This window comes from Clostridium sp. 16K-1-R1 (assembly GCF_023921145.1).
GTDB lineage: Bacteria > Bacillota > Clostridia > Clostridiales > Clostridiaceae > Sarcina > Sarcina perfringens.
In genome coordinates, this window is record NZ_CP046515.1 from 1 (window position 1) to 22,115 (window position 22,115).

Sequence of the window (22,115 nt, forward strand, 5' to 3'; positions counted from 1 at the left end):
ATGGATGCCCAACTAAATAATCTCTGGGAACAAGCATTGAACATAATAAAAGGAGAAATTTCTGAAATAAGCTTTAATACTTGGATTAAAAGCTGCACTCCTATATCAATTTCAGATAATATATTAAAACTTTCTGTTCCTAATGAATTCACTAAAGGGATTCTAGATACAAGATATAAAGACTTATTAATTCAAGCTTTAAAGATAGTTACATCTAGAAAGTTTAAAATAGAGTTCTATCTTGAGTCTGATTTAGAAGAAGAAAAAGAAAATGAGGAAAAGCAGAAAGAAGAGAAGAAAGAGAATACAAATGATGTCGATGGATCTATAGTTGTAAGTGATGAAATGTCAGCTACATTAAATCCTAAATATACTTTCCAATCCTTTGTAATAGGTAATAGTAACCGCTTTGCTCATGCAGCATCTTTAGCCGTTGCAGAATCACCAGCAAAAGCTTATAACCCATTATTTATCTATGGAGGAGTAGGACTTGGAAAAACTCACTTAATGCATGCAATAGGACATTATATTCTTCAAGAAAATCCTAAAGCAAAAGTAGTTTATGTATCATCTGAAAAATTCACTAATGAACTTATTAATGCTATTAAAGATGATAAGAATGAAGAGTTTAGAAACAAATATAGAAAAGTCGATGTTTTATTAATAGATGATATTCAATTCATAGCAGGTAAAGAACGTACTCAAGAAGAGTTCTTCCATACCTTTAATGCTCTACATGAAGAGAATAAACAAATTATACTATCATCAGATAGACCGCCTAAGGAAATTCCTACATTAGAAGACAGGTTAAGATCTAGATTTGAATGGGGTTTAATAGCAGATATTCAACCACCTGATTTCGAAACTAGAATGGCAATACTAAAGAAAAAAGCTGATGTTGAAGGCTTAAATGTACCAAATGAAGTTATGGTATATATAGCTACTAAAATTAAATCAAATATAAGAGAATTAGAAGGCGCACTTATAAGAATAATAGCTTATTCCTCTCTAACTAATAGGGATGTAAGCGTTGATTTAGCTTCAGAAGCACTTAAAGATATAATATCTAATAAAGAAAGTGCTCCAGTTACAGTAAAAACTATTCAAGAATCCGTAGCAAATTATTATAATTTAAGAATAGAGGATTTAAAATCTCAAAGAAGAACTAGAAATATAGCTTATCCTCGTCAAATTGCTATGTATTTAAGTAGAAAACTTACAGATATGTCTTTACCTAAAATAGGTGAAGAATTTGGTGGAAGAGATCATACTACAGTAATTCATGCTTATGAAAAAATTTCTGAAAATTTAAAGACTGATGAAGGTCTCCAAAGCATGATTAATGACATTACTAAAAAGCTTACTCAAAAGTAATTAACAAAGTACATAATAACTGTATATTATCTGTGGATAACCTGTGAATTATTATGTTTATTATTTTTTGCCTGTTATTTTATTGTGGATAATTGTTCACAGTAATCTACAGGTTATCCACAAGCAAAAAATCCCTGTAAGCCTTGGTATACAAAGGTGTCCAGGTTTTATCCACAAATCCACAGGTACTATTACTATTATTATTATATTTATTATCTATTAATATATCTATTATGCAAAAATTCACACTGTGTATAACTTATGTGAATAAGTCCTAAAAGGAGGGTTTTTATTTTGATATTTACATGTGACAAAAATAAATTACAAGAATCTATAGCTATAGCTCAAAAAGCTATAACTGGAAAATCAACAATGCCTATCTTAGAAGGTCTATACATAGAAGCTTCTGAGAACATAGTAACTATAATAGGATCAGATAAAGATGTTAGTATAGAAACTAAATTTGAAGCTGATGTTACTGAACCAGGGAAGTTAGTTGTTGATGCTAAAATATTTGGAGAGATAATAAGAAAGTTACCTAACGATAAAATTAAAATAGAAACAGTATCAGAAGAAGCTATAAGAATAACTTGTCAAAAGTCTGTATTTGATTTATTACATATGAATGCAGAAGATTTTCCAAGCTTACCTAAGATAAACGAGAACATGATATTCTCAATAAACCAAGGAATTCTTAAAAATATGATAAAAGGAACTTCTTTTGCCATAGCTCAAGATGAAACTAGACCTATTCTTCAAGGTATATTATTCGAAATTAAGGACTCTAAATTAAACTTAGTAGCTTTAGATGGATATAGATTAGCAATAAGAACAGAGAATATAGATACTAACAATACAATTAATGCTGTTATACCAGGAAAGACACTTAACGAAGTGGCTAAGATATTAGAAGATTCAGAGGAAATAGTCAACATAACATTTACTCCAAATCACATATTATTTAATATGGGAGATACAAAAGTTATTTCTAGATTGCTGGAAGGTGAATTCATAAAGTATGATGCCTTATTACCAAAAGAACATAAGTTACAAATTGAAGTTGATAAACAAACTCTTCAAAATGGTATTGAAAGAGCATCTCTTATGGCTAAGGAAGGAAATAGTAACTTAGTTAAGTTTGATATAACTGATGAAAATATAGTAATCACATCTAATTCTCAATTAGGAAAAGTTAGAGAAGAGGTTACTATCAAATTGCAAGGAGATGAAATTCAAATTGCATTTAACTCAAAATACTTACTAGATGTTTTAAAAAATATGGAAGAGGACAAAATAGAATTAAGAATGACAAGTAGCATATCTCCATGTATTATAAGAAATAAGAACAATGATTTATGTGAATATTTAGTTCTACCTGTTAGAATAGCAAGATAATTTAAATTAGATTTTTATAACTATGGTGAGTTTAGTATTGCTAAACTCACCATAGACTATTTTTTTATTTTATTTTTTTGAAAGGAGAAACAATGTAATTTTTAAATATACATTGTGTGTATAATTATGCAAGAAGTAAAAATTAATACAGAGTTTATAAAGTTAGATTCATTTTTAAAATGGTGTGGAGCAGTTAGTTTAGGATCAGAAGCTAAAATGTTCATAATGGACGGAGAAGTTTTAGTAAATGGTGAAGTATGTACTCAAAGAGGAAAAAAATTAAGAGTTGATGATACTGTAGAGTTCAATGGGGAAATTTATAAGTTAATTTAAAGATACATAGCCTAAAGAACATAAGAATATGGTATAATTAAATATAGGTGTTTTTATGTATATAAAAAGTTTGCAATTAATTAATTATAGAAATTATGAAAATTTATCAATTAAGCTTTGTCCTAATGTAAATGTCTTTATAGGTGATAATGCACAAGGTAAAACCAATGTAATAGAAGCTATATATTATTGTGGATTTGCTAAGTCACACAGAACTAATAGAGACAAGGAGCTAATAGAGTGGAATAAGGACAGAGCTTTTATAAGGTTAGATGTTCATAAGGATAGATTAGACAAAATCATAGATGTGAATATTTTAAAAGACGGAAAAAAAGCTATTAGCATAAATTCAATAAAGATAAGTAAAATTGGAGAATTAATTGGAACATTTAACGTAGTTATGTTCTCTCCAGAAGATTTAAAAATAGTAAAAGAATCTCCTGGAATAAGAAGAAGATTTATTGATATGGAACTTAGCCAATTAAACAAAAGGTATTATCATAATTTAGTTCAATATAATAAAGTCTTACATGAAAGAAATTTAGTTTTAAAGAATAAAAATATAAATGAGGAAATGTTAGACATATATGATATACAATTGGCTCAATATGGAGAGAATATTATAAAGACTAGATTAAAATATATAGAACAGTTAAACAAATATTCTAAAGAAATTCATAAAGAGATAACTTCAGGAAAAGAAGAAATTGAATTTAAATATATTTCCACTGTAAAAGATTTAGATAATATTAAAGATTCTATGATAAAACTATTAGAACAAAATAGAAAAAAGGATATAGATAAAAGAGCTACATCTATAGGTCCACATAGAGATGATTTTAATATATATTTAAATAATATAGATGCAAAGATTTATGGTTCACAAGGTCAGCAAAGAACTAGTGTATTAACAATAAAATTTGCATCTTTAAAAATAATAAAAGAAATAACAGGTGAATATCCTGTGTTATTATTAGATGATGTATTGTCAGAATTAGACTTTAATAGAAAAAGATATGTTTTAACATCAATAAAAAATATACAAACAGTAATAACATGTACGGGAATAGAAGATCTAACCAGTTATTTAGATGAAAACTCAAAAGTATTTAGAGTTATAAATGGACGTATTCAATGTTAAAGGAGGAGTATTTGTGTTTTTACACTTAGGAGAGAATGTAGTAGTTCCAGTTAAAGATGTTATAGGAATATTCGATATACAAACTGCTATGTATAGTTCAGATACTATACAATTCTTAAGAATGGCTGAAGAGGATGGCTTTGTTGAAAGAATTACAGATGAAAAGCCAAAATCTTTTGTTATAGCTGAGATAGATAAAATGAGTAAGGTATATCTTTCACCTATTTCATCATCTACATTAACAAAGCGTACAGATATTAATTATAATCCTTAAATTTTTGAATTAAGATAAATTTGAGGTTATTACTAAAGATTTATTTTTAAAAGATTTTATAAAAATAGGATTGCCACATTTATTTTGGGAAGGGTTAACCCATAGCCTTTAAATTAATAGCTCTTAAATAATGTTTACATTAAGTGTGAGGATTGAAGGAATTTCGACTAAGTTGTTTGAGATTATTCACGGAAGACCCTATAAAAGGTAAATTGCTGCTATATAGGAGGAGTTATATGTTGGAGCAAAACAATCAAAATTATGATGCAAGTCAGATTCAAGTCTTAGAGGGACTAGAAGCTGTAAGAAAAAGACCAGGAATGTACATTGGTAGTACTAGTTCAAGAGGTCTTCATCATTTAGTTTACGAAATTGTTGATAACAGTATTGATGAAGCATTAGCTGGATACTGTAAAAATATAAAAGTATACATACACAAGGATAATTCAGTTACTGTAGTTGATGACGGAAGAGGTATGCCAGTAGGAATTCATCCAAAGATGGGAAAACCAACTGTAGAAGTTATAATGACAGTTCTACATGCTGGAGGTAAATTCGGAGGTGGCGGATACAAAGTATCTGGTGGATTACATGGTGTTGGTGCATCTGTAGTTAATGCTCTTTCAGAATTATGCGAAGTAATTGTAACAAGAGATGGATATGTTTGGAAACAGTCTTATAAAAGAGGGGCTGTGCTTACAGGTTTAGAGAAAATAGGAGAAGCTGAAGGTAGTGGAACTAAAGTTCACTTTAAGCCTGACCATGAAATATTCGAAGAAACTGAATATGATTTTGAAATTTTATCACAAAGACTTAGAGAATTAGCTTTCTTAAATAAGGGAATAAACATAACTCTTATTGATGAAAGAGAAGATGAAGTTAAAGAAGAAGTATATCACTATGAAGGTGGTATAAAATCTTTTGTAAGTTATCTAAATAGAAATAAAGAGGTTTTACATGATGAACCAATTTATGTAGAAGGTCTTAAAGATGGAATTGCTGTAGAGGTTTCTTTACAATACCATGATGGTTTCAATGAAAATATCTTTACTTTTGCTAATAATATAGACACTGTTGAAGGTGGTACTCACTTAGCAGGATTTAAAACTGCTTTAACAAGAGTAATGAATGATTATGGTAGAAGATTTGGTCACTTAAAGGAATCAGATAAGAACTTATCAGGAGATGACATAAGAGAAGGTTTAACTGCTGTTGTTTCTGTTAAAATATCTGAGCCTCAATTTGAAGGTCAAACTAAAACTAAATTAGGAAATAGTGAAGTTAGAAGTGCTGTTGATTCAATTTCAGGAGAAGGAATTTCTACTTTCTTAGAAGAAAATCCTGAGGTTGGTAAAATTATAATAGAAAAAGCTTTATTAGCATCAAGAGCTAGAGAAGCTGCAAGAAGAGCTAGAGAACTTACAAGAAAATCAGTACTTGAAAGAAGTTCATTACCAGGTAAGCTTGCTGATTGTTCATCAAAAGATCCAAAGGAATGTGAAATTTACATAGTTGAGGGAGACTCAGCTGGTGGATCTGCAAAGCAAGGAAGAGATAGAAAATTCCAAGCTATATTACCTTTAAGAGGTAAAATAATGAACGTAGAAAAGCAAAGATTGGATAAAATCTTAGGTTCAGATACTATAAGATCAATGGTAACTGCAATTGGAGCTGGTATAGGACCTGAGTTTGATATAGAAAAAATAAGATATAATAGAATAATAATCATGACTGATGCTGACGTTGATGGTGCTCACATAAGAACTCTATTATTAACATTCTTCTATAGATATATGAGAGACTTAGTTGAGCAAGGACACGTTTATATAGCGCAACCACCACTATATAAAATTTCTAAAGGAAAACAAGAGAGATATGCATACTCAGATGCTGCTGCAGATGAAATAATAGAAGAGTTTGGTGGAAAGGATAGTAGTGTAAATGTTCAAAGATACAAAGGTCTTGGAGAAATGAACGCAGGACAACTTTGGGAAACTACTATGGATCCAGAATCAAGAATATTATTAAGAGCAGATATTGAGGATGCTATGGTAGCTGATGAGATATTTACAATTCTTATGGGCGATAAAGTAGAGCCAAGAAGAGAATTTATTCAGAAGAATGCTAAAAATGTTAGCAATTTAGATATATAGTACTAATATGAGGTGAAGTACATGAGCTTAAATGAGGGAAAAGTAATACCCATAGATATAAATAAAGAAATGAAAAAGTGCTACATAGATTATGCTATGAGCGTTATTGTTGGTAGAGCATTACCAGATGTTAGAGATGGTTTAAAACCAGTTCACAGAAGAATTTTATATTCAATGCAAGAATTAGGACTATATCCTGAAAGAGGATATAGAAAATGTGCCAGAATAGTTGGGGAAGTTTTAGGTAAATACCACCCACATGGTGATTCATCAGTTTATGATGCATTAGTTAGAATGGCACAGGATTTCTCTTTAAGATATATGCTTGTTGACGGACATGGTAACTTTGGTTCTGTTGATGGAGACTCAGCAGCGGCAATGAGATATACAGAAGCTAAAATGAATAAAATAGCTTCTGAAATGCTTAGAGATATTAATAAAAATACAGTTGATTTTATTCCAAACTTTGATGGTGAGGAAAAAGAACCAGTTGTATTACCTTCAAGATATCCTAACCTTTTAGTTAATGGTTCGTCAGGTATAGCTGTTGGTATGGCTACTAATATACCACCACATAACTTAGGTGAGGTAATTGATGGAACTATAGCTCTTATAGACAATCCAGAATTAACAAGCTTAGAATTAATGACATACATTAAAGGACCAGATTTCCCTACAGCAGGAATAATAATGGGTAAATCAGGAATAAGAGCTGCTTATGAAACTGGAAAAGGTAGAATAGTAGTAAGAGCTAAAGCTGAAATTGAAGAGGAAAATGGAAGACATAAAATAATAGTAACTGAACTTCCATACCAAGTTAATAAGGCTAAGCTTATAGAATATATTGCAGATCTTGTTAAGGACAAAAAAATTACTGGAATATCAGATTTAAGAGATGAATCTGATAGAGAAGGTATGAGAATGGTTATAGAACTTAAGAGAGATGCAAATCCAAATGTTACATTAAACCTTTTATATAAACACACAAAAATGCAAGACACATTTGGAGTTATAATGCTTGCTTTAGTTGATAATCAACCACAAGTATTAAACTTAAAACAAGTTTTAGTTCACTATATAAACTTCCAAAAGGATGTTATAACTAGAAGAACTCAATTTGAGCTTAATAAAGCTAAAGAGAGAGCTCACATATTAGAAGGATTAATAATAGCCCTTGATAATATTGATGAGGTTATAAATATCATAAGAAGTTCTAAGACTTCAGAAATAGCTAAAAACACACTTATTGAAAGATTTAGTTTAAGTGAAAAGCAAGCTGCTGCAATCTTAGAAATGAGACTTAGAAGACTTACTGGTCTTGAAAGAGATAAGATTGAAAATGAGTATAATGAGCTTATGAAGTTAATAGATTACTTAAATGCAATCTTAGCTAGTGAGGAAAGATTATTAGAGGTTATAAAAGAAGAGCTTCTAGAAATAAAAGCTAAGTACTCAGATGAAAGAAGAACACAAATAGAAAAACAAGAAAATGAAATAGATATAGAAGACTTAATACAAGAAGAGGATGTTGTAATAACTCTTACTCACACTGGATATATTAAGAGAATATCTTCAGATGTTTACTCAGCTCAAAAGAGAGGTGGTAAGGGAATACAAGCAATGACAACAAAAGAAGATGACTTTGTTGAAAATGTACTTGTAACATCAACACACTCAAACTTATTATTCTTTACAACTAAGGGTAAGGTTTATAAGATAAAAGCTTATGAGGTACCAGATGCAGGAAGAACTGCTAAGGGAACAAATCTTGTAAATATATTACCATTAGAAGCAGATGAAAAAATACAAACTGTTCTTTCATTTAAGGATGTTCAAGAAGATGGATACTTATTTATGGGAACTAAACTAGGAATAGTTAAGAAAACACCATTAAAAGACTTCAAGAATATAAGAAAGAATGGATTAATAGCATTAAACCTTAGAGAAGGTGACGAGCTTCTAAGAGCTAAAATAACATATGGAGACGCAGATATTATATTTGTAACTCAAGACGGTAATGCTATAAGATTTAATGAAACAGATGTTAGACCTATGGGTAGAACTGCATCTGGAGTTAAAGCTATAAGCTTAAGAGAAGGCGACGTTGCTGTTTGTATGGATATAGCTGTAGAAGACGAAAAATTACTAGTTGTCAGTGAAAATGGTTATGGTAAGAGAACTAACCTAGATGAATATAAAGTTCAAAATAGAGGTGGAATAGGTCTTATAACATATAAAGTATCTGATAAGACTGGTAAAGTAGTTGGTGCTACTGTATGTAAAGAAGATGATGAGCTTATGCTTATAAATAACCAAGGGGTAGCTATAAGAATAAATGTAAGTGATATTTCAGTTACAAGTAGATCTGCAATGGGAGTTAAACTTATGAGGACTCTAGAAGATGAAGCTGTTGTAACTATTGCTAAAATCTCTGGAGATACTAATGAAGAGGAAGATACAAATATAATTGTAGAAGAAGTAGCTACTGAAGTTAAGGATGAAGAAAACTAATAAGTTTTAATGAAACTCTGGTGCTTTTAGCATCAGAGTTTTTTTATTTTTTAAATTTTTCTATTAAAATTTATATTTTTTAAGTTAAATAATAAAATATAAATAAAATTAAATTAGATTAAAAAGGGTTTTATTAGGCAAATTATTATATTAAAATACCTAAAAAAACTTATAAATAGCAAATAAATAGTATAAATATAATATAAACTTTACCAAGTGTATCAATAATTGAATTTTTGAGAAAAATAAAGAAATTAATAGAAAATATAATATAATTTTATAATATAGCATATAAACTAAATGTTTATGTAACCTTATGTGATAAGATATTACTTGTCGCTGACGAACAGCAACAAAACAAAAAACAAAACTTAGCAAATAAGTTAAAAAAGTTTTTTGAAGAAAAATGTTGACAAAGTTCGAAAGTGATGATAAAATAAAGAAGTCGCTTGAGAGCGATAAAGAAATGGTCTTTGAAAATTAAACAGAAGATATTAACATAAACCAGCAATTCTTTTATAAGTAATATGAGTATAGATTAAACTTTTAAATTGAGAGTTTGATCCTGGCTCAGGATGAACGCTGGCGGCGTGCTTAACACATGCAAGTCGAGCGATGAAGTTTCCTTCGGGAAACGGATTAGCGGCGGACGGGTGAGTAACACGTGGGTAACCTGCCTCATAGAGTGGAATAGCCTTCCGAAAGGAAGATTAATACCGCATAACGTTGAAAGATGGCATCATCATTCAACCAAAGGAGCAATCCGCTATGAGATGGACCCGCGGCGCATTAGCTAGTTGGTGGGGTAACGGCCTACCAAGGCGACGATGCGTAGCCGACCTGAGAGGGTGATCGGCCACATTGGGACTGAGACACGGCCCAGACTCCTACGGGAGGCAGCAGTGGGAAATATTGCACAATGGGGGAAACCCTGATGCAGCAACGCCGCGTGAGTGATGAAGGTTTTCGGATCGTAAAGCTCTGTCTTTGGGGAAGATAATGACGGTACCCAAGGAGGAAGCCACGGCTAACTACGTGCCAGCAGCCGCGGTAATACGTAGGTGGCGAGCGTTATCCGGATTTACTGGGCGTAAAGGGAGCGTAGGCGGATGATTAAGTGGGATGTGAAATACCCGGGCTCAACTTGGGTGCTGCATTCCAAACTGGTTATCTAGAGTGCAGGAGAGGAGAGTGGAATTCCTAGTGTAGCGGTGAAATGCGTAGAGATTAGGAAGAACACCAGTGGCGAAGGCGACTCTCTGGACTGTAACTGACGCTGAGGCTCGAAAGCGTGGGGAGCAAACAGGATTAGATACCCTGGTAGTCCACGCCGTAAACGATGAATACTAGGTGTGGGGGTTTCAACACCTCCGTGCCGCCGCTAACGCATTAAGTATTCCGCCTGGGGAGTACGGTCGCAAGATTAAAACTCAAAGGAATTGACGGGGACCCGCACAAGTAGCGGAGCATGTGGTTTAATTCGAAGCAACGCGAAGAACCTTACCTACACTTGACATCCCTTGCATTACTCTTAATCGAGGAAATCCCTTCGGGGACAAGGTGACAGGTGGTGCATGGTTGTCGTCAGCTCGTGTCGTGAGATGTTGGGTTAAGTCCCGCAACGAGCGCAACCCTTGTCGTTAGTTACTACCATTAAGTTGAGGACTCTAGCGAGACTGCCTGGGTTAACCAGGAGGAAGGTGGGGATGACGTCAAATCATCATGCCCCTTATGTGTAGGGCTACACACGTGCTACAATGGCTGGTACAGAGAGATGCAATACCGCGAGGTGGAGCCAAACTTAAAAACCAGTCTCAGTTCGGATTGTAGGCTGAAACTCGCCTACATGAAGCTGGAGTTACTAGTAATCGCGAATCAGAATGTCGCGGTGAATACGTTCCCGGGTCTTGTACACACCGCCCGTCACACCATGAGAGTTGGCAATACCCGAAGTCCGTGAGCTAACCGCAAGGAGGCAGCGGCCGAAGGTAGGGTCAGCGATTGGGGTGAAGTCGTAACAAGGTAGCCGTAGGAGAACCTGCGGCTGGATCACCTCCTTTCTAAGGAATACATCTTAGGACAACTAAGATGACAATGAATTCTGGATAATATCTCTGTTTAATTTTGAGAGACTATCTCTCAAAATTGTTCTTTGAAAATTGCACATAATTTAATTTATAGAAACAACAAGCCAAATTGGCAAAACCAATTTCTATTCTTTGTAAAATGAGAACTATAACTAATATAGGTCAAGCTACAAAGGGCGCATGGTGAATGCCTTGGCATCAGGAGCCGATGAAGGACGTGATAAGCTGCGATAAGCTTCGGGTAGGCGCACATAGCCTGAGATCCGAAGATTTCCGAATGAGGAAACTCACATGGGAAACCCCATGTATCATTAAGTGAATACATAGCTTAATGAAGGTAACCCAGGGAACTGAAACATCTAAGTACCTGGAGGAAGAGAAAGAAAAATCGATTTTCTTAGTAGCGGCGAGCGAAAGGGAAAGAGCCCAAACCGGAAACTTGTTTCCGGGGTTGTGGACATAACATAAAAGTGGAGGCTATTGTAACTGAAGAGAACTGGAAAGTTCCACCGTAGAAGGTAATAGTCCTGTAAGTGAAACGAGAAGACCACGAGTTATGATCCAGAGTACCACGAGACACGTGAAACCTTGTGGGAAGCAGGGAGGACCACCTCCCAAGGCTAAATACTACCTGATGACCGATAGTGAAGCAGTACCGTGAGGGAAAGGTGAAAAGAACCCCGGGAGGGGAGTGAAATAGAACCTGAAACCGTGTGCCTACAACCGCTCAGAGCCCCTTATGAGGGTGATGAGGTGCTTTTTGTAGAACGAGCCAACGAGTTACGGTATGTAGCAAGGTTAAGTACTTAAGGTACGGAGCCGAAGGGAAACCGAGTCTGAATAGGGCGACTAGTTGCATGCCGTAGACCCGAAACCGGGTGACCTATCCATGGCCAGGTTGAAGCGAGGGTAAAACCTCGTGGAGGACCGAACCACGTTGCTGTTGAAAAAGCATGGGATGAGCTGTGGATAGCGGAGAAATTCCAATCGAACCCGGAGATAGCTGGTTCTCTCCGAAATAGCTTTAGGGCTAGCGTCGAGTATGAGTAGTGGAGGTAGAGCACTGAATGGGCTAGGGGGCATAGCGCTTACCGAACCTTATCAAACTCCGAATGCCACATACTTTGAGCTCGGCAGTCAGACTACGAATGATAAGATCCGTGGTCAAAAGGGAAACAGCCCAGATCGTCAGCTAAGGTCCCAAAGTGTAAGTTAAGTGGGAAAGGATGTGAGATTTCTAAGACAACTAGGATGTTGGCTTAGAAGCAGCCATTCATTAAAAGAGTGCGTAATAGCTCACTAGTCGAGAGATCTTGCGCCGAAAATGTAACGGGGCTAAACTTACCACCGAAGCTACGGGCTTGAACTTATGTTCAAGCGGTAGGAGAGCGTCGTAACCGGGCTGAAGTCGTACCGTAAGGAGCGGTGGACTGGTTACGAGTGAGAATGTTGGCATCAGTAGCGAGATGTGGGTGAGAATCCCACAGGCCGAAAACCTAAGGTTTCCTCAGGAAGGTTCGTCCGCTGAGGGTTAGTCGGGACCTAAGCCGAGGCCGAAAGGCGTAGGTGATGGACAACTGGTTGATATTCCAGTACCACTACCATCGTTATTATCGATGGCGTGACGCAGGAGGATAGTGTGTGCTAGCTATTGGATGCTAGTCTAAGCGTTTAGGCAGTGAGAGTAGGCAAATCCGCTCTCATAATGCTGAGGCGTGATGGGGAAGGTTCTACGGAACCGAAGTACATGATTCCACGCTGCCAAGAAAAGCGTCTAGAGAGAGAAGTAGTGCCCGTACCGCAAACCGACACAGGTAGGTGAGGAGAGAATCCTAAGGCCGGCGGAAGAATTACAGTTAAGGAACTCGGCAAATTGACCCCGTAAGTTCGCGAGAAGGGGTGCCTACGAGAGTAGGCCGCAGAGAATAGGCCCAAGCAACTGTTTAGCAAAAACACAGGTCTCTGCTAAAGCGTAAGCTGATGTATAGGGGCTGACGCCTGCCCGGTGCTGGAAGGTTAAGGGGAACACTTAGCGCAAGCGAAGGTGTGAACTTAAGCCCCAGTAAACGGCGGCCGTAACTATAACGGTCCTAAGGTAGCGAAATTCCTTGTCAGGTAAGTTCTGACCCGCACGAATGGCGTAATGACTTGGGCACTGTCTCAACTGTAAATCCGGCGAAGTTGTAGTGCGAGTGAAGATGCTCGCTACCCGCGATTGGACGGAAAGACCCCGTAGAGCTTTACTGTAGCTTAGCATTGAGTTTTGGTATTGTCTGTACAGGATAGGTGGGAGACTAGGAAATCAGGGCGTCAGCCTTGGTGGAGTCAACCTTGGGATACCACCCTGACAGTACTGAAATTCTAACTGGCGGCCATGAATCTGGTCACAGGACATTGTTAGGTGGGCAGTTTGACTGGGGCGGTCGCCTCCTAAAAAGTAACGGAGGCGCCCAAAGGTTCCCTCAGAACGGTCGGAAATCGTTCGAAGAGTGCAAAGGCAGAAGGGAGCCTGACTGCGACACCCACAAGTGGAGCAGGGACGAAAGTCGGGCTTAGTGATCCGGTGGTACCTCGTGGGAGGGCCATCGCTCAACGGATAAAAGCTACCTCGGGGATAACAGGCTGATCTCCCCCAAGAGTCCACATCGACGGGGAGGTTTGGCACCTCGATGTCGGCTCGTCGCATCCTGGGGCTGAAGTAGGTCCCAAGGGTTGGGCTGTTCGCCCATTAAAGCGGCACGCGAGCTGGGTTCAGAACGTCGTGAGACAGTTCGGTCCCTATCCGTCGCGGGCGTAGGAAATTTGAGAGGAGCTGTCCTTAGTACGAGAGGACCGGGATGGACTGACCTCTGGTGTACCAGTTGTTCCGCCAGGAGCACAGCTGGGTAGCTAAGTCGGGAATGGATAAACGCTGAAAGCATCTAAGCGTGAAGCCAACCTCAAGATGAGATTTCCCATAGCGTAAGCTAGTAAGATCCCTTGAAGAACACAAGGTTGATAGGTCGGGGGTGTAAGCATGGTAACATGTTCAGCTGACCGATACTAATAGATCGAGGGCTTGACCAAATATAGTAAATTAAATATGTGCAATTTTGAAAGAACAAAAACTTTCAAAAATATGTTGACAAATTATTAGAGATTTGATAACATATACATGTCATCTGGTGATGATGCTCTTTAGGGTAACACCCGTTTTCCATTCCGAACACGAAGGTTAAGCCTATTGAGGCCGATGGTACTGCACGGGAGACTGTGTGGGAGAGTAGGTGGTTGCCAGGTAATATGGATCTTTAGCTCAGTTGGTTAGAGCAACCGGCTCATAACCGGTAGGTCCGGGGTTCGAGTCCCTGAAGGTCCACCATTTTTGGGGGTATAGCTCAGTTGGGAGAGCACCTGCCTTGCACGCAGGGGGTCAGGAGTTCGAATCTCCTTACCTCCACCAGAAACTCTAAACAAATGTTTAGAGTTTTTTTATTTTTCTTAAATATATTCAAATCTAAAATAAATCTATTGATTTAACTAATCTTAAAAGTTTTCCACAAAATTTTAAAAAGAATAACAAGTTATCCACACAAAACAAATAAGTTATATACATATAGAGAGTATTTAGTGGATAAATATTTTAACGGAAAGATAATATATAATAATTATCTTTATATGGTATAATTTACAGTATTAATATCTTTAATGAGAATAGAAGGTGAATACCTAAAGATGTCGTATAGAATAAAGCAATTTTTATGGGCTATTTCTGCAAATTTTAAAGAGTTAGATTATAGTTATGTAAGATCAATCTTAAATGATTATGAGTTTAGTTTATTTAAGAGATTGAAAAAAGGAGAACAGTTACATTCTATAAAGGTTTCTAAAGATTGTGTTAATTTAGCTAAGAGTAAAGGGATAAATTCAGAGAGTGAATTAAAAATTTTTTCTAAGCTAGGATTATTACATGACATAGGAAAATTATATTATCCTTTAAATATAATGACAAAGTCATTTTTAGTGTTAGGTAAAAAAATATCTAAAAATAGAATAAGTAAATTTCAAAATATAAAACCAATATATATTTATTATAATCATGGTGATAAGGCATTTGATTATCTAAGGGAAGATGATTATGATAAGGAGTTTGTAGAAGCAATTAGAGGACATCACTCTATTAAATCTAGTAAAAACATATTGCTATGTATATTAAAAGAAGCTGATGATATGAATTAATTTTAATAATAGGTGCATAGTTTTTAAATAAATTTTATTAAAGTTAATATTCAGTATAAATTATGTTGAAATAATTTCAATTTATATTCTGTGGAGTTAAATAATTTACTTTAACTTTAATTATAAGGATAATACTTCATATAAATTTTATGTCTAGAAAATAAGCTATAATCTAAAGAATATTCTATATAAACTTATATTATTTTAGTTAAAGATTTATATAACTTATATTGCTTAGATTAAAACTCTATATAAATTATATTATTTAGATTTAAGACTTATATGAATTTTAGTTTTAGTGAAGTTTTATTTTATATATGAAATGTCAAAATTTAAGGAGGGGAAGTTTTGAAAAATAAGATACTTAATACAGTTCTTATTAGTATCTTACTTCTAGTTGTAGTTTTTTTCGTTTCAACTAATTTTATTATTAATGTTCAATGGTTTAAGGAAGTAGGATATTTAAATGTATTTTTTACTAAGCTTATAGCTATATGTAAGTTATTTGTACCTATATTTATTTTATATTTTTGTGTAATAGCTATATATTTATTTACTTTGAGAAAAAGTATTAGAAGCTTGGTAGGTGATACTAAGTTTAAGTCAGTTAAGAAGTACTTTTTATTATCAAATTTAGTAATATCAATATTAGGAGCTGGAGCTACTGCCACAACTCAGTGGTATAAAATTCTTCAATTTACTAATGCGGTTCCTTTTGGAGAAGTAGATCCTATTTTTAATAAGGATATATCTTTTTATGTTTTTAAATTACCTTTAGTACAGTCTCTTTTTAGTACAGCTATTTCCCTAATAATTATTTTAGTTCTTATAACAGTTATTATATATTTAGCTTTAGGATTTAAAGATAAAATTTATCAAAACAAGGATAACGTTATAAATATAAATAGTAAAACTTATGGAATAAGAAAGTTTGCGGGAAAACAACTAGCAGTTTTGGCTTCAGTATTATCACTGCTTATAGGGTGTAGCTATTTATTAAAGTCATATAATTTAGTTTATAGTACTAGAGGAGTATCCTATGGAGCTGGTTATACAGATGTTAAAATAACAATGATATTTTATAAGGTTATAGCTGTAGCTTGTGTAATATCTTCAATAGTAGTTTTTATTTCAATTTTAAAGCTTAAATTTAGACCTATTATAATATCAATTGCATCAATTGCTGTACTTATTGTTTTAGAGCCTGTAGTAGCCATTTTTACTCAACAGTTTGTAGTTAAACCAAATGAAATGGAACTTGAAAAACCTTATATTTCATATAGTAATGAAATAACTTCAGATAACAGTGGAATAAAAGAAGCTGCTGATTTATTTAATAAAGCTATAGAGGCTCAAAAAAATGGTGACTGGGCAACTTATGGAGAGTTTATAAATAAATTAGGGGATATTCTAAACAAAATGTCACAAGAGTAAATTAATTATTAGTTCTTAAAAAATAACTAAGGACTAGTTAAAAATTTTATATTGTAATTTATATAAAATAAATTTGAGTATTTTAAGTAGATTTTTCTAATTTTAATTTATTAAGATTTTATAGAAATTTACTTGAATACTCTTTTTTTATATTGCTATAATTTTAGGAATGATTACAATAGTATATATATTTTATGATATAATTTTTAGTGGAATATATCTAAGAGCTAGGGGTGAAACATATGGATTATGATGTGTTGATATTAGGTGGAGGAATCATAGGATGCTCTGTTGCATATGAGTTATCAAAGTATAACTTAAATATAGCTCTTATAGAGAAGGATTTTGATATTGCAGATGATGTTTCCTTTGTTAATACAGCAATTGTATATGACGGTTCTGAATGTAAGGACAATTTAATGAGTTACTTAGAGAATATGGGAAACATGATGTTACCTGAAATAACTAAAAAATTAAATGTTCCATTTAAGAGGGTAGGACATTTAACTATAGCTGATAATGATGAAACAGTTAGAATAATTGAAGAGAACTATAAGAGAGCTAAATCAAGAGGAATAAATAATATTTATTTAATTGATGAAAAAAGAGCAAGAGAAATAGAACCTAATTATAAAGGTGAAATAAAGAAAGCTATGTATTCAGAAAATATAGCTGTTACAAGTCCATATGATTTAGCTATAGGATTTGCTGAAATAGCTTATGATAATGGAGTAAGCTTTAGACTAGAGGAAGTAGTTTTAGATATTCAAAGTATAGCTAAAGGCTTTAAAGTAACTACAAATAAGAATAAATTTACTTGTAGATTTGTTATAAACACAACTCCAAGTGAACATTATACTATAGATCAAGATAAGGATTATGAACAAAAAAATGCTTTAAAAACATATTATCTATTATTAAATGATGAAATAAAAGAGAAAACATCAAATATAGTTGTTAAATTAAAAAATGAAGAGGAGTTTATAATTCAAAAGAATACTGTTAATGGGGATACTTTAATAGGAATAAACTCAAATAATTCATTAGGATTTATGAAATCATTAAAAATAGCTAAAGAGATGATAAATAGCATTAGTAGAAAACATGTTAAGGATATTTTTTATGATAATCATAATCAGGATAGACTAATTATAGATGATAGTAGAAAAAATAAGGGATATATAAAGGTTATGGGTAATCACTATGGAGAGGTTACTATAGCCCCAGCTGTATCTAAGATAATATGTGATGAGATAATAGATAAATTAAATTGTAGTTTAAATAAAAACTTTGTAGATAAAAGAAGGGAATTCTATCGTTTTAGAGAATTATCTAATGAGGAGAGAAATGAACTTATATCTTTAGATAAGAGGTATGGAAAGATAGTATGCCTTTGTAATGGTATTAGTGAAGGGGAAATTGTAGACTGCATAAGACGTCCACTAGGGGCAAGAACTGTTGAGGGTGTAAAAAGAAGAACAGGTGCTACCTTTGGAACTTGTCATGGAGCTTACTGTATAAGCAAAATAATAAATATATTAGCAAGAGAGCTTGAAAAAAAGCCAACAGAAATAGTTGAGGATTCAAAGAATTCCAAGGTTTTGGCATCTAGAATTAAGGAATTTGATAGAGTCTAAAGGGGTGGTTTAATGCATAAAGATATATTTACTAGTGTGGTAAGAGTTAGAGGATCTAAAAAATATAATGTAGTTCCTGTAAAAAGTAATAAACCAGTTGAGATATCTAAGTGGATTGATTTTTCAAATGTTTTAAGTAGATTATACGTTGGAGTGCCAACTAAAAGTGGAAATGTGGTATGCAAAAATATAATGAATACTGGCGTAGACATTATATGCACAAAAAATCTACCAAAAGATAGTTAAGAATTGACAAAAAGCAAATATTAAAGTATATTTTTTATATATTATGTTTAAATTAATAATAAACCGTTGATCAGGCTAGTAATGTTATATATTGCTTTCAGAGAGCTAGTGGTTTTGGTGTGAACTAGTACAATATTTTCATGAATCCACCTGTGAGGGACTGTGATGAGCAGTACGGAATTAACCGTTAAAGTTTTTAAGAGGATAAAATCTTTTTTTGATTTTATCAATTAGGGTGGCAACGCGGAGTCTTTTCGTCCCTTTTTATAGGGAATGGAGGCTCCTTTTTTATATATTTTTTTAGTTAATAAAATTTTAAATATAAATAAGGTTCTTGAAAGGAGAATGGCAATGTTAGATTTAAAAAAGTTAAGAAGTAATACTGAAGAAGTGAAAAAAGCTTTATCTAATAGAGGAGAAGACTTTGATGTAAATGTTATAGACGAAGTTATAGCTTTAGATGAAGAAAGAAGAAAAATTTTAGTTGATGTTGAGGCTTTAAAGAAACAAAGAAACGAAGTATCAGCTGAAATTCCAAAGAGAAAAAAAGCTGGAGAAGATGTTACAGAAGTAATGGCTGAAATGAGAGAAATAGGGGATAAAATAAAGGCTGATGATGCTAAAGTTGCTGAGTTAAACGATAAAATTAACTACATCATGCTAAGAATTCCTAATATACCAAACCCAGCTGTTCCAGAAGGGGAAACTGATGAGGACAATGTTGAAATAAAAAGATGGGGAGAACCTACTAAATTCAACTTTGAACCAAAAGCACACTGGGATTTAGGAACAGATTTAGATCTTTTAGACTTCGAAAGAGGTGGAAAGGTTGCTGGATCAAGATTTACAGTTTACAAAGGAATGGGTGCTAGATTAGAGAGATCTATAATAAACTACTTCTTAGATAAACACACATTTGAAAATGGATACACTGAAGTATTACCACCATACATGGTAAATAGAGATAGTATGACTGGTACTGGTCAACTTCCAAAATTCGAAGAAGATGCTTTCAAAGTAGAAAACAATGGATATTTCTTAATACCAACAGCTGAGGTTCCTGTAACTAATATGTACAGAAATGAAACTTTAGAGGGAGATAAACTTCCAATAAAACATGCTGCATATAGTGCTTGTTTCAGAGCAGAAGCTGGTTCAGCAGGAAGAGATACAAGAGGGCTTATAAGACAACACCAATTTAATAAAGTTGAGTTAGTTAAGTTCTGTAAACCTGAGCAAAGCTATGAAGAATTAGATAAATTAGTTCAAGATGCTGAATCTGTATTACAAGGTTTAGGATTACCATATAGAATAGTTAGAATATGTAAAGGTGATTTAGGATTCACTGCTGCATTAAAATATGATATAGAAGTTTGGATGCCAAGCTACAATAGATATGTTGAAATTTCAAGTTGTTCAAACTTTGAAGATTTCCAAGCTAGAAGAGCTAACATTAAATATAAAAATTCTCCAAAGGAAAAACCACAATTTGTTCATACATTAAATGGATCAGGGGTTGCTATTGGAAGAACTGTAGCTGCTATATTAGAAAACTATCAACAAGAAGATGGATCAGTAGTTATACCAGAAGCTTTAAAAGAATATATGAGATGTGATTTACTAAAATAATTACAGTTTCTTTTAGAAGAAATATATAATTAGATTTATGGTTATATATTAAAATAAATAAGTTTAGTATAGAGTTAAAAAACGGTATTTTAATACCGTTTTTTTTATTTTTGTGTCAAAAAATAAATCATTAACATAGTATAAATTAGGTGAAATAAAAGTGAGGTGTAATTATTATGGATAATTGTAAATATAACTATAAATGTAATTGTGAATGTAATTGGGATAAATATGAGGATAATTGTCATAAATGTAGAAAGTTAGAGAAAGTAGCTGAAGAGTTAACTAGAGAATCTGCTGAACTTAATGAAGCAGTTGAAGAAAAACTTGAAGGTGTAAAATATATTCAAAAAGAAATTGATGAATTAGAAGAAAGATTAGAATGTTTAAGAAAAAAACAAAAATCTTTATTCTGTGAAGCAATGGAACTAGATAGGGAATTAGACAAAACAGTTTTTGAAGCTTTTAAACACTTATTTGCTACAATTGAATGCTATAAAAAATGCAAAAATAATGAAAGACCTGAAAGACCAGAAAAACCTGACAAACCAGGAAGACCTGGATGTGGTTGCAAATATTGCTGTAAGGATAGATAATAAACTTATTTTTGTATAGGTTTTAAATTTTATATAAAAGATACTGTATTTAAATCAAATATAGTATCTTTTATTTTTATTTTTTTATAAAAAAAGTATTGACATAAATTTAAACCGTTGATATAATAATTATCGTACCGCGGAGAGATGGTCGAGTTGGTTTAAGGCACCGGTCTTGAAAACCGGCGTGCGTGTGAGCGTACCATGGGTTCGAATCCCATTCTCTCCGCCATTTTTTTTATAAAAAATAAAAATGGGATATTATGGAGAATTACTCAAGTGGCTGAAGAGGCTCCCCTGCTAAGGGAGTAGGTCGGGCAACCGACGCCCGGGTTCAAATCCCGGATTCTCCGCCAAAGCATCTAGTTTTACTAGGTGCTTTTATTTATGTTTAATGTAAAATAAAAAATAATTTGAAGAGACATTTACTTTATAGAGTATTTTAGATAAACTTCTTTATGTAATTAATAAGTCTTAAAAAAACAGGTTTAAGCAAAATATTTTTATAATTTATTAAATACAAAAATTGTTAATATAAAATTTATAGATAATATAATCTTGTTTGTAGTTAAAAATGTATAATTTAATTATATGAATTTTATTGGGAGGAGATATTTTGAAAGGATCATCAGGGCCAGTTAGACCTAAAAAACCAAAAAGATCAACAGCATATACACTATCTTTATATTTAGGATGGAGTAGTATTTTTGCAGCACTATACTTTTTTATTGTAGGATTACCTTTTTCAATTCCTGGTATTATTGCTGGTTACATAGCTTTTAAAAAGCACAATGAAGGTAAATTACCATTAATATTAAATATAATAGGATTTCTTTTAACAGTATTTACTTGGGTATTATTTATGAAGATACCATTAAAATAATTATTAAGAAAAAAGATACTATAATGGAATAAAAAATAGTATCTTTTTTTATAAAAAAATAGTTGACATATAAAATGAAAATGATATAATAATAAATGTGTCAAACATGGAGAGATGGTCGAGTTGGTTTAAGGCACCGGTCTTGAAAACCGGCGTGCGTGTGAGCGTACCATGGGTTCGAATCCCATTCTCTCCGCCACAAGT

The 22,115-nt window shown here is 33.4% G+C and carries 14 protein-coding genes, 5 tRNA genes, 3 rRNA genes and 1 other annotated feature; all 22 genes read left to right on the forward strand.

Features of this window, described 5'->3' with window-relative positions; translation table 11 throughout:
- The 22 genes from dnaA (at nucleotide 1) to GOM42_RS00110 (ending at nucleotide 22,110) form a co-directional block, all read left to right on the forward strand.
- Nucleotides 1-1,374 (forward strand): chromosomal replication initiator protein DnaA, encoded by a 1,374-nt coding sequence (dnaA, locus tag GOM42_RS00005; RefSeq protein WP_003451025.1) that lies wholly within the window; start codon nucleotides 1-3, stop codon nucleotides 1,372-1,374.
- 294 nt (nucleotides 1,375-1,668) lie between these two features.
- Nucleotides 1,669-2,769, forward strand: a complete 1,101-nt coding sequence (gene dnaN, locus GOM42_RS00010; protein WP_003451044.1) for a DNA polymerase III subunit beta — start codon at nucleotides 1,669-1,671, stop codon at nucleotides 2,767-2,769.
- 126 nt (nucleotides 2,770-2,895) lie between these two features.
- Nucleotides 2,896-3,102, forward strand: coding sequence for a S4 domain-containing protein YaaA (yaaA, locus tag GOM42_RS00015; protein WP_003470354.1), 207 nt, complete (start codon nucleotides 2,896-2,898; stop codon nucleotides 3,100-3,102).
- 55 nt (nucleotides 3,103-3,157) lie between these two features.
- Nucleotides 3,158-4,243, forward strand: coding sequence for a DNA replication/repair protein RecF (recF, locus tag GOM42_RS00020; protein WP_003450989.1), 1,086 nt, complete (start codon nucleotides 3,158-3,160; stop codon nucleotides 4,241-4,243).
- Nucleotides 4,244-4,256: 13 nt separating this feature from the next.
- Nucleotides 4,257-4,517, forward strand: a complete 261-nt coding sequence (gene remB, locus GOM42_RS00025; protein ID WP_003451015.1) for an extracellular matrix regulator RemB — start codon at nucleotides 4,257-4,259, stop codon at nucleotides 4,515-4,517.
- 236 nt (nucleotides 4,518-4,753) lie between these two features.
- On the forward strand, nucleotides 4,754-6,670 hold the full coding sequence (gyrB, locus tag GOM42_RS00030; RefSeq protein WP_003466052.1) for a DNA topoisomerase (ATP-hydrolyzing) subunit B: 1,917 nt from the start codon (nucleotides 4,754-4,756) through the stop codon (nucleotides 6,668-6,670).
- 21 nt (nucleotides 6,671-6,691) lie between these two features.
- A complete protein-coding gene (gene gyrA, locus GOM42_RS00035) occupies nucleotides 6,692-9,181 on the forward strand; it encodes a DNA gyrase subunit A (protein ID WP_004456367.1) in 2,490 nt (829 codons plus the stop codon).
- Between the two features lie 547 nt (nucleotides 9,182-9,728).
- Nucleotides 9,729-11,241: ribosomal RNA gene (locus GOM42_RS00040) — 16S ribosomal RNA — on the forward strand.
- A 187-nt stretch (nucleotides 11,242-11,428) separates the two neighbouring features.
- A 23S ribosomal RNA gene (locus tag GOM42_RS00045) occupies nucleotides 11,429-14,334 on the forward strand.
- A 94-nt stretch (nucleotides 14,335-14,428) separates the two neighbouring features.
- Nucleotides 14,429-14,547 (forward strand): 5S ribosomal RNA (rrf, locus tag GOM42_RS00050).
- Together the 16S, 23S and 5S rRNA genes with 2 tRNA genes alongside form the textbook arrangement of a ribosomal RNA operon.
- Before the next feature lie 5 nt (nucleotides 14,548-14,552).
- Nucleotides 14,553-14,629, forward strand: a tRNA-Ile gene (locus GOM42_RS00055).
- Between the two features lie 5 nt (nucleotides 14,630-14,634).
- A tRNA-Ala gene (locus tag GOM42_RS00060) sits at nucleotides 14,635-14,710 on the forward strand.
- Between the two features lie 272 nt (nucleotides 14,711-14,982).
- Nucleotides 14,983-15,486, forward strand: coding sequence for an HD domain-containing protein (locus GOM42_RS00065; RefSeq protein ID WP_011590026.1), 504 nt, complete (start codon nucleotides 14,983-14,985; stop codon nucleotides 15,484-15,486).
- A 348-nt stretch (nucleotides 15,487-15,834) separates the two neighbouring features.
- Nucleotides 15,835-16,920 (forward strand): UPF0182 family protein, encoded by a 1,086-nt coding sequence (locus GOM42_RS00070; protein WP_252597674.1) that lies wholly within the window; start codon nucleotides 15,835-15,837, stop codon nucleotides 16,918-16,920.
- A gap of 242 nt (nucleotides 16,921-17,162) precedes the next feature.
- Nucleotides 17,163-18,557, forward strand: a complete 1,395-nt coding sequence (locus GOM42_RS00075; protein ID WP_003458179.1) for an FAD-dependent oxidoreductase — start codon at nucleotides 17,163-17,165, stop codon at nucleotides 18,555-18,557.
- Nucleotides 18,558-18,569: 12 nt separating this feature from the next.
- Nucleotides 18,570-18,803, forward strand: a complete 234-nt coding sequence (locus tag GOM42_RS00080) for a DUF1667 domain-containing protein (RefSeq protein WP_003450903.1) — start codon at nucleotides 18,570-18,572, stop codon at nucleotides 18,801-18,803.
- A gap of 57 nt (nucleotides 18,804-18,860) precedes the next feature.
- Nucleotides 18,861-19,068: a binding site (T-box leader), on the forward strand.
- A gap of 86 nt (nucleotides 19,069-19,154) precedes the next feature.
- Nucleotides 19,155-20,432, forward strand: coding sequence for a serine--tRNA ligase (serS, locus tag GOM42_RS00085; protein WP_003450982.1), 1,278 nt, complete (start codon nucleotides 19,155-19,157; stop codon nucleotides 20,430-20,432).
- 176 nt (nucleotides 20,433-20,608) lie between these two features.
- The gene (locus GOM42_RS00090) at nucleotides 20,609-21,028 is read left to right on the forward strand and encodes a hypothetical protein (RefSeq protein ID WP_003450960.1); all 420 of its coding nucleotides are present in this window, start codon (nucleotides 20,609-20,611) and stop codon (nucleotides 21,026-21,028) included.
- 141 nt (nucleotides 21,029-21,169) lie between these two features.
- A tRNA-Ser gene (locus tag GOM42_RS00095) sits at nucleotides 21,170-21,260 on the forward strand.
- 33 nt (nucleotides 21,261-21,293) lie between these two features.
- Nucleotides 21,294-21,384: transfer RNA gene (locus GOM42_RS00100), tRNA-Ser, on the forward strand.
- A gap of 260 nt (nucleotides 21,385-21,644) precedes the next feature.
- Nucleotides 21,645-21,911, forward strand: coding sequence for a hypothetical protein (locus GOM42_RS00105; protein ID WP_003450912.1), 267 nt, complete (start codon nucleotides 21,645-21,647; stop codon nucleotides 21,909-21,911).
- Between the two features lie 108 nt (nucleotides 21,912-22,019).
- Nucleotides 22,020-22,110, forward strand: a tRNA-Ser gene (locus GOM42_RS00110).
- Nucleotides 22,111-22,115: the final 5 nt, after the last annotated feature.